Genomic DNA, 12,198 nt, shown 5'->3' with positions numbered 1-12,198 from the left:
CGTAGCCATAAGTGCCGCACCGGTGCTGTCCACAGTGCCGCACCTGTGGCTTGCCGATTACCCGTCGCGCAAGGCGCCCCAGACCGGACGCTTACCCTGCGGGAACGGTAAGATACTGCACGGAGCCGTTCGCCAAGGTGACTTGGAGCCCAGCGCGCGCCGGGTAGTTGCGGAACGCCGCAGCATTGCCGCTGACCTTGATCCTTCGACCAGCCCAGTCACCGGGGACGGGCTCGCCTTCCCACGCGTCACGCGAGACCTGCTGTAGAATCCAAAAACCGCCGCTGCCAACATCTTGGACGCTGTATGTCTGCGCTTCGTTGCTGCTGTGCCAATTGCCTTTATCGCTGGAGGTGAAACTACCACGACCCACGATGTTGTTGGTCGCACGACCTGCCGCATCCAATGCGAAGGTTGACGCGCGCACAGCTTGGGTCTGGGCTGCCGTGGCGGAGATACCGGCTTCTGAGGCCTTTGTGCTGGCTGTTCCGGCGCTGGTATTGGCAGCGGTAGCCGCGTCTTGTGCGGTCTGCCGAGCCGTCGCGGCAAGGCCTGCTTGGGTCGATGCCGTAGAGGCGCTGCCAGCCGCGTTTTGCGCACTGGTGCTGGCCTGCCCTGCATAGGTGTTGGCGTTCGATGCTGACGTGCCCGCGTTGGTCGCCGATGTAGCTGCGGCCGATGCCGACTGGCCTGCCTCCGTCGCTTTGGTGCTTGCCGTCGAGGAACTGGTCGCGGCAGCGGACGCCTGCTTGCCTGCATCATCATGAGACTTCGCCGCAGCCGTCGCGCTGATCGATGCGGCATTGGCCGAACCTGCCGCGTTGCTTTCGGACGTGGCCGCGTTGGTCGCGCTGGTTGACGCTTCGCCCGCTTTGGTCGTGGCGATATCCGCCTTGGCCGTGGCCGTGCTCGCGCTGGTACCAGCCGCGTCCGCCTTCTGCGTGGCGATCGTGGCCTGACCCGAGGCGGTGGTTGCATGGCCGCTGGCGCTCGATGCCGATTGCGCGGCCTCTTGTGCCTTGGTGTTGGCTGCCGTCAGAGCGTTCGCCGCAGCCGTCTGTGCTGCCGCCGCATCTGTGCTTGCCGTTTCCGCGTTCTGCGCTGCCGCCAAGGCGTTGGCTTCAGACTGGGCCGCTGCCGAAGCGCTTGCTGCCGCTGCCGCTGCCTCGCCACCCGCATCGGTGATCAGACCGTCGATCTGGGCCTGCATGGCGTTGAACGTGTCATCGAACTCCTCGATGGCCGCGTGCACAGCATTAACCCGATCGACCACGAACTGGGCTTCGGCATCGCCGATCGGCGTCCCAGCCGGGGCACCATGCGTGGCATAGTCCTCAGGCTTGGCGTCACCTGTGATTGCAGCCCAAGCGAACCGCTCATCGCCCGCGACCACGCCTGAGTAGATCGTGCGATCAGATTGCGCATTGGTGGTCGATCAGTAGCTGATCGCCACGTCATAGGCCGTGCCTGTGGTAACAGACGTGATCTCGATCGCGCTGGTGTTGCGACCGTAGATGCCTGCCATCCACCAGCCGGGAGTACCAGCGAGACGGTACTCGACGATGATCTGCGAGGTATAAGGATTGTCGTTCGCGCCGTTGATCCGAATGACCGGCCGCACGCCTGCATCGCTGGTGATCGTGCCGCCTTGCACCAGCCAGCTTGTGGACTCTGGCGCGGCCATGTCGCTGGCGTCAAACCCGCGAAGTGCGATCGTGGGCGGGGCAACCTGTGACTGCCCAAGCGCAAACGCGTGCTTGTTGTCGTTCTCGCTCTTGAGCGTAAGCGTAACAACGCCATCAGTAGGGTTGTATTCGCGGTTGATGACCAAGCACTTGATCGATGTGGCTGCAATAGCGGGCACGTTTACGGTGATGGCTTCGCCTACGCGAATGCCCAGACCACGTATCTTGACCCCCATGGTGAAGGTCAGCATCTCACGGCTGTTGACCAGATTGTACGTCGCAAGCTGGTGCGCCTGTGCGGCTTGCTGCACCATCGTGAATTCGACTTCGCGCGATGCCTGAAAACCGCCGTCCTCATCCACATAGACTGAGGCGGTTACCTGCTCGCCTGAGATCATTTCCCAAAACTGCGAGGGTTCCCTGTATGTTGGGATGACCGTGTTGTATCTGCTGCGCAGCGAGGTGGAATTTTGGATTTCCACATCCCGTACGATGTCAGCGCTGCTGATCGAGGCGGTAGTGGTGAGCGGCGTGTTTACGTGGCAGCTAATCTGCGCCCCCCGCGCGATCGGCACGCCAGCGCCTGCGGCCAAGATAGTGGACAGAACCGCGAACTTGTCGTCCTTGGTGCTCGCTACGCCGCCGCACTTCCAGCCATTGGCATCAGCCACGTTCGCGCCACGGACGAATGCGGCAAAGTCCACTTCGGAAGGACGCGCACCGATACCAACAACCTTGCGGCCGTTTTGGTACTTACCCAGAACCCAATGGAGCGCACACAAGTAAGGGTTCTCAGAAAATTCCCAAGTTGCGGCGTTGTCCAGCCGGTGACTACCAGAGCCACCCGGATAGGTGCTGTCGCGGCGTGGATCATATACTTTGACACCGCGCGCGGTGAACAACATCTTTGGCAGACCCTGCGGGAATTGGTCTGTGTCGTAGTCTGCCCAGACGAGTGCGAGGGCGTGCCCTGAGGCCAAGCCGGGGTTCTTCGGTGCCGCGCCGCGCGAGCCGAAACCCTGCGAGATCGTGGTGGTCGAAGGTGTGTCGCCATTCAGAAAGCGCATGCCGAACTTGCCCGTGTAGAGCTTCTTCGACGCGGGGGTGGTGCCGCTCACCAGTGCAAAGTTGCTAGATGGATTGCCACTGAAGTTCAGCGCTACATCATTGGCGTACGCGTACTCCACGCCTTGAATCGGACCCGATGCCGAGAGTGCAATAGCCAACCACAGGTAGTCGTTTTTCTTGCCACTCAACTCGCGATAGATCAACGTGCCGCCAGTGGCTGAATGGCCATAGAGAACTTCTACAGGGGCTTTCGCGCTTAACTTCGTATCAAGCTGGCTGCCGCTGGAACTGGGCTTCGGCGGCATCATCGTGAGCATCGACACGGCCATGAGCGCAACGCCCGCAACCGTGGCGATCGTCGCAAGGCTGATGCCAGCGATCGTCGCGGTGACACCCACGGCGGTCAAAACCGAGCCGACAGCCATAAAAGCTGCGCCGATCAAAGGGATAGCCATCGGCATCTTAGGCAACCCTCCAAGCTACAGTGCAGACGTGGCTGGGGCCGCGCATCACCTCGCCGTTGGCGAAGCCGATCAGGTGTTCACCGGAGTCCACCATGACGCCCAAGGCGGTCCAAGGCCGTTCGTCCTCGCCACCCGGAAACCCTACGAGATCGCCCGGCAGAGCCGAGGCAGGCGGGATGCGAGCGAAACCGTATTGATCGACGAAGTCCTCCATCGAGGCACAGCCGAGCGCGGTCATGGCGCGGCGTGCACCGATCTCAGTCGTGTAGTTGCGCGCTTTCTCGCGCACGGTCTCGAAGCCCATGTTCTCTAGGTGACGTGCGGCTAGTATAGCGCAGTCGGCGCTGCCCCATGAGAAAGGCTGACCATAGAACTCGTCTATGGTCTTTTGTGTGTTCTGGACGCGCTCTAGCAACTTCATGCGTGTATTTATTCGAGCGGCGTGATCAGCCACCAAATATACCCGGCAGTGACCTTATCGATCCGCCACCACCGGGGATCGGTGTTGTCGATGGCTTGCCAGCCTCGCCACCCCAGTAGATTTCAACGGTGGAATCCACGTTGAAGTCGAAGCCGGTTTCACCGGGCCAAATAGCTTGGTGCCACTTGGAATTGAGCGCTTCGCCTTCGTTCACTGAGAACAATCGATCGTACGCCGAGACCGTGACGAGTTCACACGATTGACCATTAGCCTGAATACTGGTCACAACGGTGTCGAGACGACCGGACCACAGCAACTCCATACCGATCACAATCCCGGTCAAATCATCGACCGAGCCCATCCAAATGCGCACCGGGCTGCCTTGGTTGTCGGGCTGTGATAGTTCACCGATCGCGTTGGCCGATGCTGGCATCAGCGAGACACTGACGGAGGGCGCTTCGCTCGCGATCTGTTCGTTGATCTGATCGATGCCGCCGATCACCCCGAAGGTCGGATCGCTGCCTTTGAATGTCACTTGCTGACCATCGACCAAGAGCGCAAGCGAGGCGCTACCGTCGATCAGGTTGATCGAGGTACCAGTCGATTGCAGTTCGATCCGAACCGCGTGAAAAATGCGGATGACGGGCGAATTTGTGAGGCGAGAGAGAAGCGCGGCGTCCATCAGACCGCCTCATCGATGACGAATGAGAGGCCGGTGTTTTCAGCCAGCCCAACGGTCCAACCAGCCGCGTTACCTGCAACGAAGCCCATGAGTTTCGGACGCGCGAACTCGACCGGTTCACCAGCGGCAAGCGGGGTCTTGAGCGCGGGTTGGATCGTGAGGTTTGCCCCGTTCACGGCAGTGATCTGGTGCAGGTAGTGGACCCCGAGGCGCTCGATCGAGATCATCTGACCCACGACCTTGGGCGCGCCGCCGCCGCTGACCACGATCTGCCGCCCACCAGTGGCGGGAGCCGCGATGTTGCCGGTGGTCCACTTGCTGGTATCGATGCCGGGCTGTGGCAGGTCGATGATGACAAGTTCAGCCAGCCCAGCGATGAGGGCGGCAATGACGGGGCCAGCCTGCTTGGCGAACATCTTGCGGCATTCGATCTTGAGCGACCACTTGTCACCAAGTCGAGCGAGACGCTGCACCGGGCCTGCAAGAAACGGCTTGAGATCAGCAGCCGAGGTGTTCAGCGTAATTTCGGTGTTGCTACCGAACGGTATTTGAGGAAAGACTATCGCCATCGGATATTTATCCGATGGCGACTATTTCCTTACCTGTAGAGGGTGTTGCGGTTGCGCCTTGTCTGATCGCGGTTAGTCATTTTCTGGGCTGCTTGTACAGCCTGCATTTGACTGGTCTGAATCCAGCCCTTGACGGTATGGGTTAAGACCGCGTCGTTAGCGTTCACGGTGGTATTGATCACCGTGGTGTTACCAGCCGAGGCGCGACCTTGCGTGTTCTGCTGTAGGGCGGTCGAGAGCAAGTTGTTCGGCGCGATCTGGCTGCCACCGGGCAGGTAGACCAACTCCTTGCCATTTTCGCCTACGGTCGTGAGGCCACCTCGCCAATTGTTAGTACCCGCGACGTTTCGACCGACGCTTACGCCGGGCGACGGCTGCTTGCTGATGCCGAGCGCGCTCTTGCCCAGACCCTTGATGCCCAGCGCCTGCCCGATAGCCTCGAAAATCACAAATTGGACCGCCATCTTGATGAGGCTGGCGATGACCGACTTGGCCATGTCGCCGATTGCCTCTTGGAACGACTTTGCGCCCATGATGGCATCGGTGAATCCCGAGGTGATATCATCGAGCGCGCCGTTTGCGATGTCACCAAGCTGGGCATTCAACGTGCCGAAAGAGTCCGCGTGTTCCTTGATCCGACCACGAACAGAGGGGTTGTCCTTGGACTGCTCACGCGTCTTTTCGTCGGTCTGGCGCTGCTGGCCATCCTCAAAGGTCTTGTCCATTTGGGCCAGCATCGAGTCGATTCGGTCGCGGGTGAGGCCCAACAGGATGAGGTCAGCCTCATACTGCTGGCGACGGACCTGAAACTCCAGACGATCGGCTTCCTGCCGCTTCTGCAAAGCATCGAGTTCCAGTTGGTGCTGCTTGGACGTGGTACGCGCGACCTTGGCGCGATCCTCAAGTAGATCGGCTTCGGTGCGCAGCTTGTCAGCAGCAAGTTCGGCATCCTCCTCTGCCAGCTTACGCGTGCGCTCTGCCACCTCGCGCGTGTTGGCCGCGACAATGTTGGCCTCCTCGATCGCTGCCAGTTCCTTGGTTTTTGCCGTCAGGGTCTCGGCACCTGCCTTGGTCAACTGACCAGAGGTGACCCGCTGCTGGATCGCATCGAGCTTTTCCTCAGTCTGGAGGGCCAAAATCTCACGCTGTAGCTTCAACTTCTCGCCGAGATCGACGGTCTCTTGCAGGAGTAGCTGACGGCGCTCGATCTCAAGCTGACGCGCTTCATCGGTGCCGTCACTTGGCGTGCTGCCCTTTTTGCCGGGCTTTTTCTTCGCGGGATCGGCAGGCGCGGGCTTGCCGGGCCTTTCCACAAATGCCGCGCGGGACTTGGGATCGCGCAATTCGTTCTCAACGGCTTTCGCCTGTGCCAAGGCGCGCGCCTCAGGTGAGTTCTTGGCGGCATCCTCACCCTGTTTCGCGTAGACCTGACGGCCGTCGTTGATACCAAGCTGGCGATCCTTAGGATCGCGGCCGAGAACCGAAACGGTCGGGGTTGCCTTGGCCGTCTCCTCTGCGACCTTCTTGTTGTAGTTGGTCTGGGCATCAATCACCGCAGCCTTCGCGATGTCATATGCTGCCTGACGCGCGGCTTCGGCCAATAACTGGTACTTGTCCGTGAGGGTGGCGACATCCACAGCGAGGCCACGCGTCTTTGCCCCAGCGATCACACTGGCCTTGCTGACGTTGCCGGTGGCGGCTGCCGCGTTGGTGGCCGCATCAGCCTCGATATCCAGCTTGGTGGCGAGTTCGCTGACCTGTGCCTGTAGATCAGCAGTCCGGGCGTTGGCCGTCGCCGTTGAATAGGCCCAATAAGCCATACCAGCGGCAATGGCGGTCAAGGCGATGCCCAGCGGTCCACCCAAGACGGCCGTCAAGGCCGAGGCGGCACGCGTGGCCACGTTCATCGTGGTGGCACCGGCCGCGATCGATCGGCTCGCCACATTGTAGACGGCAGCGGACGAAACGGCTGCGGCGGCATTGGCTGCCAGCGCCGTGGTGGCCCGAGCAATACCGGGGATGAAGGTGGCGGTATAGAGCCCGGCAATGACCGTGAGGGCGGTGGCTACCGCTGGCAAGTTGTTGGCCAGCGCCTTGATGGCCTCCACCAGAATGAGGGTTGCGCCTGACGCTTGGTTGCTTTGGCCAACGAACTGCGTGAACGAATTGCTCAAGACGGTGAACGCCTGTGAGAGCGTGGTGGCCGCCTTCGCGGCCTTTTCATCAAGTATCGATGAGCCAGCCAGAATAGCGTCGAAGAACGCTTTTGACGTTACTTTGCCCGCTTTAACATCCTTGGTCAGTGCAGCTACCGAGCCGCCCCACTTCTTGTTGCCCGCCGCAGCGGCCTCAAGTAGAGGGCGTGCGCCATCAATAATGGAGTTGTACTCTTCGGCCTGAATCTTGCCACCACCAAGCGCTTGCGCAAGCTGGTGCAGAGCGCCGCCTGCGGATTCTGCCGATCCACCTTGCACCTTGAGAGCGGTGGCAACAGTGGAAGTGAACTTAATCAGGTCCGCCTGAGACGCGCCGAGTTCTTTTGCCGATCCAGCCGACTTGCCGTAGAGGACGCCAAGGGCTTCGATCTCGACGCCGTTCTGCTGTGCAATTGCGAATAGCTGTTCCTGCACCCCTTTGAGTTGCAGCATCTCGATGCCAGCAACCTTGAGCGAGTTAGTGAACCGGGTCCAAGTATCCGCCGCGCGCAGGACTTCAGCCGCGCCCCACATGCCCGCAAGCACAGGCGCGAAACGCGTGATTTGATCACGCATGCTGCTGATCTGACGCTGGAGGTGCTTGCTTGGGTCGTTGTCGTTCCAAGCGCGCGCCGAACGCTGGGCAGCACGTGCCTGATCGGCAGCCAGCCGGGCAGCCGCGCGAGCGTTGAGGTTCTGAAGGCGGCGAAGTTCGCGTTCAAACTGACCGATGTCAGCGGCAAAGCGGGTCGTTAAAGCGTTAGAAGAGGCCATGCCTCTATTTATTGATCGGCCTTAATCGACGTGCTTGGTGCGCCGTAGAGCGACATCCACCTTTCGAATTCATCCTCACTCGGTGCACTTATTTTCTCATCAGTGCCTGAGTGGAACTTGCCGAATCCCGAGAGTGCGAAGGTGTACTCCCAAAGGGACATGTCTTTGATTTCACGTGGTGTGTAACCAGCAGCGCCGCCATTTTCGTAGAACTTGCCCCAGCGGATCAATCCATTGGGGCTATCGGAAAATTTGCGTCGGACTCCTCATCGGCATCAGGCTGCTCATCATCCACGCCCATGATGGCGGTCATCACCACGCTGCCAGCGATGGCCGCGTAGTCAAAGATGTTGCCCTCGACGATCGTACGGGTGACGAGATCGTAAGCGTTGCGGTTATCCATGCCGCCACCGATCAAGCCCAGCCGAATGGTCTCGATCACATCCTCGACGCGCCATTCGCCCATGATTAGGCGGTTCGCCAGAACAAAGGGACCGACGCCGGTCCGTTCTTGCAATGTAATGAGTTCGCCAATTTTCAGGCAGAGATCGAAATAGCCTTCGCCTACAAAGACGTTTTCAAGGATGGCGGAACGGGTCTTAATGGGGTTGCTCATGCAGGTATTTATCCCGTTATGAACAACCCCGTGTCAGGTGATCAGATTTCGGTGACTTCCACCGCTCCAGCCTGCTCAAGCGTTAGCTGGCCAGTCGCGGACTTGAGGCGTTCGCCCCCGAACTGGAACGATGACAGCACGAAAGGACCCTCGACGAGGACGGTGCCATCGGTGATCTGGCAATTCTTGATCTTGCCGCTCTGCGCCCAGTCGAGCCACTCAAAAACGTCACCTCGGTTGATCATGCCCTCGCCATCGATCTTGCAGTCGGTGCTGGTCACGCGGCGGACGGTCTGGGCAGGTGCCGACTGGTCATCGAGATCGATAAGCTGATCAGTTTCAGTGCTGGTCGAGAACGAAATAGAACGCGACGTGTTGATCAGGGTCGGTGCAGAAAACACTTCGGGGGAAGCGCCGTTGCCAACCTTGACGAGGATGGTCTCACCCATGACGGGGATGATGTAGGACATTGAAGGAACTCCTGTTTGATAGTCTATCAGGAGCTATTTATTCAGGAGTACGATTAGATCGGCTGTAGCAGGTAGCGGAACGTCAAGACAACGTGCCCGATCTGATTGTCCTTTTCATCGATGTTCTTGGAATCCTCAAACCCGTGTTCGACGATGCCGAAGCCATCGATCTCGATGGGGTCCCGTAGCGCTGTCATGACCAGCCCGGCCTGCACCTTGTGATCAGGCTTGCGGCCGAAAACGTGGATTTGGGTGAAGCAGTCATACATCTCGGCCGCCTCGAATGCGGCTAGGACCTGATCGTCACCGATGACGGTCCAAGGCAAGGAGGTGCCAACCGGAACGGTGGCGTAGACGTTGCTGACGCCAGCCGTGATGAGCGCTTGATATATGGCCGCTTGCAGCGGCAGCGATGGATCGATCACAGCCCTAACTCCTGCTTGAAAACCTTGCGGAGCGCGGTGCGAAGGTTGCTACGGTGGCGTTTGCGGTAGATGCGCGTTAGCGGGACCCAAAATGGATTTGCTGGCACGTGGCTGCCATCACGGGCGACATGGCCAAACTCCAGCGGCACAGCGTAGACGAGGGCGCTGTCGCCCACGCTGACGCTATACTCCATCAACCGGCTGTCGCCGACCGTGAGTTCGATCGAGTCCCCGAGATGGGGCGCGTCCTCTGTGCGCGGGGTGATGATCTTGCCCCTCTTGAGCATGGCCGTGGCGACTTTGCGATTCACCTCATCAATCCGCTGCCGAACGGCAGCGGGCATGCGCCCCAGCCGTGCCGCGAAGGCGTCGATCTCGCGCGTGTCGGTGGTTGTCCTAATCATTCAGACCACCGCGCTGGGCCGTCACGTTGATCTGCCGACCACGGCCTTCAAGGTCGCCGATCCACAGGATATCGTAGGCCGCATCGTTGTGATCGATCATGCGATCACCGATCGTGATGTCAGCTACCGGGATGCGCAGTGTCACGTCAAAGCGATCGATCCCGCTGGCGCGCATGGATCGCACCTCCTCACCACCGCGCTGCGCAGCGATAGCAGCGGCAATGCGCTCCAAGCCCGGCACGACTGCCCAGCCGTCAGCGATCGGGTTGCCGTAGCCGTCCACAATGGAGGACTTGCGCTCGATGCGCACCACGTGGCGATAAGCGCCGGTAGGAGGCGGGACATAGGCCATCAGTATGCGCGATACCTTGCAAGGATGGCGTTGACCGCGAACGGAACGTCCTTGAGATCGACAGCAGACGCCGCTTCACGGTGTTCGTAAAAGTGAGCCACAAGCATCAGGATTGCGTGCACAAGGTCTGCCGGGATGGTCTCATACCCAGCGGTGAACTCGACCTTGACGCTGCCCAGCTTGAGGCAGGATGTCGTGTGGTGACAAAGGACGATGCGCGCTGGTGTGCTGTCGATATCGACCACGTAGGTCGTGGGATCGAGTGTCACGCCATCCACGGTGATCTTGTCCACCGAGGCGACTGGGCACAGGTCCAGATCGATGCACCGGGGAAGGTGATCGAGCGTCAATTGCCACCGGGAAAGCAGCAGCGGAATCCCGGCACCAGTGGGACCTTCGATAACGGCTATGGCCGTATCAATCAGGCGATCGATCAGGGTGTCATCGAGGTTGTGCGCAACGCGCAAGTGATCACGCGCCGTGGCGATCGATACCACGTCAATCGAGGGCGTTGTCAGCCGCTTCAGGCGCGTCCAATCCATCACTTTGGCGACTTGGCCGGGGCTTTGGCGCGGAGACGCTTGGCGGTCTCCTTAAACAGCGGCAGTTCAGCGGTTTCGATCGGGGTGGCAACACGTGCAACCGAGACGGCTTCGGCAATACCGAACTCGATCCAGCGTGCGGCTTCATCAGTTTCGACGATGTCGCCGGGCTGATGATTGATGTGGGGGCCAACAAGGGCCGAGATCATACGAACTTTGGTCATGTGGTTATTTATTCGGGCAAGCAAAAGGGCCAGTCCTTTCGGACTGACCCATATGTTGTTCACCGAAGTGACTGGGCTTATTAGGCCTGAGTCAGCTTCTTGATTGCACGGCTGTCCGTGACGATGCCGTCGTAGCGGCCGAAGCCCACGAAACCGACCTGATCGGAGGTGGCAAAACGCTCATCGAGTCGCTTGAGCGAGAAGTCACGAACCTTGCGGACCGTAAACTTGCTGAAGTCACCAGCCAGCGCCGAGACAGCGCCGGTGACAAGTCCAGCCATCGAGGGGTTGATGTGGTACGGGCGACCAAGGATGGTAGCCGGTGCACCAGCAACCATGCCGGGCTGCCACAGGGGACGGCCTTCGCCATCCTTGAGCAGACGCGCGGCCAGAAGCACGGGGTCACCAAACATGAACTCGGCCTTGTCGCGATAGGCCGGGTCAACCGAGTGCAGCAGCTTGACGAAGTCGTCATAGCTGATGGCAGTTGCGGCAGCGCTGGTCACGCCAGCGGAAGCGCCGGTCGCAATGCCCTGCGGCTGACCGGTGCCAGTGCCTACCGTAAGCATCTCGTTGAGGATGCGACCGAGGCGCTCTGCCATGCCCTCGCGAACAATCTTTTCCGGATCGATAGCGGCGTCCTGAAGCAGTTCGCTCGATACCTTGATCACGCCCGTGGTGAACTTGTACGCGCCAAGCGACTTCTGGCCAAACGCGACGTTGGTCTCATCGACTTCCGCGCCTTCAGCGATGAGAGCGCCCTTGTTGTTGGTGTCGTCCAGCGACGGGATCGACAGCGGATTGCCCGAAGCCGTGGTCAGGTAGGTGACCGGACCGCCTTCATTCATCGGACCGTAGGCCTTCAGAGCCTTAATCAGTTCGGGAACGAAGCCCTTCGGGACTAGATGGCCACCACCGGCTTCGGTTGCAACACCAGCGGCGCGCAGTTCGCGTGAATCGATGTCACCACGCAGGTACGAACGGAACGCGTCAGCCGACGCGTCAACATTGCCGCGCTGCTCAACAACGGTGTCCTCGACGGGCAGACGCTCAACAGCGGCCTCATGGGCCTTTGCGCGGGCTTCAACGGCATCCAGCATCTTGGCGCGTGCTTCAAGGGCATCGGCCTCGTCCAGCATGCGCTGTGCTTCGGCCAGCTTCTCGGCATCAGCGGCTTCGGCGATGACAAGCGCCGCCTTGTTGGAAATCTCCAGCGCCTTCGCGCGAAGTTCAAAAGTATTCATGTTGTAGGTTCGCTCCAATCGATTGGGTTACGAACCTATTTATTCAGTAGCCTATGATGGCCG

General features: G+C 60.1%; 14 protein-coding genes. All 14 read right to left on the bottom strand.

The features are described 5' to 3' along the window. Positions 1-91 precede the first annotated feature (91 nt). Complete coding sequence (locus HNO88_RS13735) at positions 92-1,393, bottom strand: hypothetical protein (protein ID WP_184246422.1); 1,302 nt, start codon at positions 1,391-1,393, stop codon at positions 92-94. 42 nt (positions 1,394-1,435) lie between these two features. Continuing rightward, complete coding sequence (locus HNO88_RS13730; protein ID WP_184246419.1) at positions 1,436-3,214, bottom strand: hypothetical protein; 1,779 nt, start codon at positions 3,212-3,214, stop codon at positions 1,436-1,438. Between the two features lies 1 nt (position 3,215). Next, on the bottom strand, positions 3,216-3,638 hold the full coding sequence (locus HNO88_RS13725) for a DUF6950 family protein (RefSeq protein ID WP_184246416.1): 423 nt from the start codon (positions 3,636-3,638) through the stop codon (positions 3,216-3,218). A gap of 25 nt (positions 3,639-3,663) precedes the next feature. After that, complete coding sequence (locus HNO88_RS13720; protein ID WP_184246413.1) at positions 3,664-4,320, bottom strand: hypothetical protein; 657 nt, start codon at positions 4,318-4,320, stop codon at positions 3,664-3,666. After that, on the bottom strand, positions 4,320-4,889 hold the full coding sequence (locus HNO88_RS13715; protein ID WP_184246410.1) for a hypothetical protein: 570 nt from the start codon (positions 4,887-4,889) through the stop codon (positions 4,320-4,322). Before HNO88_RS13715 ends, HNO88_RS13720 begins: the two co-directional genes overlap by 1 nt. Before the next feature lie 29 nt (positions 4,890-4,918). Beyond that, positions 4,919-7,858 carry a tape measure protein gene (locus tag HNO88_RS13710; protein WP_184246407.1) on the bottom strand — a complete coding sequence of 980 codons (2,940 nt, stop codon included), beginning with the start codon at positions 7,856-7,858 and terminating at the stop codon, positions 4,919-4,921. A 226-nt stretch (positions 7,859-8,084) separates the two neighbouring features. Beyond that, positions 8,085-8,474 (bottom strand): gene transfer agent family protein, encoded by a 390-nt coding sequence (locus HNO88_RS13705; RefSeq protein WP_184246403.1) that lies wholly within the window; start codon positions 8,472-8,474, stop codon positions 8,085-8,087. 41 nt (positions 8,475-8,515) lie between these two features. Further along, the gene (locus HNO88_RS13700) at positions 8,516-8,944 is read right to left on the bottom strand and encodes a phage tail tube protein (RefSeq protein ID WP_184246400.1); all 429 of its coding nucleotides are present in this window, start codon (positions 8,942-8,944) and stop codon (positions 8,516-8,518) included. A 53-nt stretch (positions 8,945-8,997) separates the two neighbouring features. Further along, the gene (locus HNO88_RS13695; RefSeq protein ID WP_184246397.1) at positions 8,998-9,369 is read right to left on the bottom strand and encodes a DUF3168 domain-containing protein; all 372 of its coding nucleotides are present in this window, start codon (positions 9,367-9,369) and stop codon (positions 8,998-9,000) included. Further along, on the bottom strand, positions 9,366-9,713 hold the full coding sequence (locus tag HNO88_RS13690) for a hypothetical protein (protein WP_184246394.1): 348 nt from the start codon (positions 9,711-9,713) through the stop codon (positions 9,366-9,368). Before HNO88_RS13690 ends, HNO88_RS13695 begins: the two co-directional genes overlap by 4 nt. Positions 9,714-9,765: 52 nt before the next feature. Then, on the bottom strand, positions 9,766-10,125 hold the full coding sequence (locus HNO88_RS13685) for a phage head completion protein (protein WP_246381751.1): 360 nt from the start codon (positions 10,123-10,125) through the stop codon (positions 9,766-9,768). Next, complete coding sequence (locus tag HNO88_RS13680) at positions 10,125-10,667, bottom strand: head-tail connector protein (RefSeq protein WP_184246388.1); 543 nt, start codon at positions 10,665-10,667, stop codon at positions 10,125-10,127. The genes HNO88_RS13685 and HNO88_RS13680 overlap by 1 nt, the downstream gene beginning before the upstream one ends. Continuing rightward, complete coding sequence (locus HNO88_RS13675) at positions 10,667-10,891, bottom strand: hypothetical protein (RefSeq protein ID WP_184246386.1); 225 nt, start codon at positions 10,889-10,891, stop codon at positions 10,667-10,669. The genes HNO88_RS13680 and HNO88_RS13675 overlap by 1 nt, the downstream gene beginning before the upstream one ends. Before the next feature lie 80 nt (positions 10,892-10,971). Next, the gene (locus tag HNO88_RS13670) at positions 10,972-12,135 is read right to left on the bottom strand and encodes a phage major capsid protein (protein ID WP_184246383.1); all 1,164 of its coding nucleotides are present in this window, start codon (positions 12,133-12,135) and stop codon (positions 10,972-10,974) included. Between the last annotated feature and the right edge of the window lie 63 nt (positions 12,136-12,198).

This window comes from Novosphingobium chloroacetimidivorans (assembly GCF_014204535.1).
Lineage (GTDB): Bacteria > Pseudomonadota > Alphaproteobacteria > Sphingomonadales > Sphingomonadaceae > Novosphingobium > Novosphingobium chloroacetimidivorans.
The sequence above is the reverse complement of the archived record's forward strand: the minus strand, read 5'-3'. Positions and strand labels throughout refer to the sequence as shown.

Coding starts and splice junctions, on each gene's coding strand:
- HNO88_RS13730 (WP_184246419.1), bottom strand. CDS start 3,214: ATGCCGATGGCTATCCCTTTGATCGGCGCAGCTTTTATGGCTGTCGGC.
- HNO88_RS13725 (WP_184246416.1), bottom strand. CDS start 3,638: ATGAAGTTGCTAGAGCGCGTCCAGAACACACAAAAGACCATAGACGAG.
- HNO88_RS13720 (WP_184246413.1), bottom strand. CDS start 4,320: ATGGACGCCGCGCTTCTCTCTCGCCTCACAAATTCGCCCGTCATCCGC.
- HNO88_RS13715 (WP_184246410.1), bottom strand. CDS start 4,889: ATGGCGATAGTCTTTCCTCAAATACCGTTCGGTAGCAACACCGAAATT.
- HNO88_RS13710 (WP_184246407.1), bottom strand. CDS start 7,858: ATGGCCTCTTCTAACGCTTTAACGACCCGCTTTGCCGCTGACATCGGT.
- HNO88_RS13705 (WP_184246403.1), bottom strand. CDS start 8,474: ATGAGCAACCCCATTAAGACCCGTTCCGCCATCCTTGAAAACGTCTTT.
- HNO88_RS13700 (WP_184246400.1), bottom strand. CDS start 8,944: ATGTCCTACATCATCCCCGTCATGGGTGAGACCATCCTCGTCAAGGTT.
- HNO88_RS13690 (WP_184246394.1), bottom strand. CDS start 9,713: ATGCCCGCTGCCGTTCGGCAGCGGATTGATGAGGTGAATCGCAAAGTC.
- HNO88_RS13685 (WP_246381751.1), bottom strand. CDS start 10,125: ATGGCCTATGTCCCGCCTCCTACCGGCGCTTATCGCCACGTGGTGCGC.
- HNO88_RS13680 (WP_184246388.1), bottom strand. CDS start 10,667: ATGGATTGGACGCGCCTGAAGCGGCTGACAACGCCCTCGATTGACGTG.
- HNO88_RS13675 (WP_184246386.1), bottom strand. CDS start 10,891: ATGACCAAAGTTCGTATGATCTCGGCCCTTGTTGGCCCCCACATCAAT.
- HNO88_RS13670 (WP_184246383.1), bottom strand. CDS start 12,135: ATGAATACTTTTGAACTTCGCGCGAAGGCGCTGGAGATTTCCAACAAG.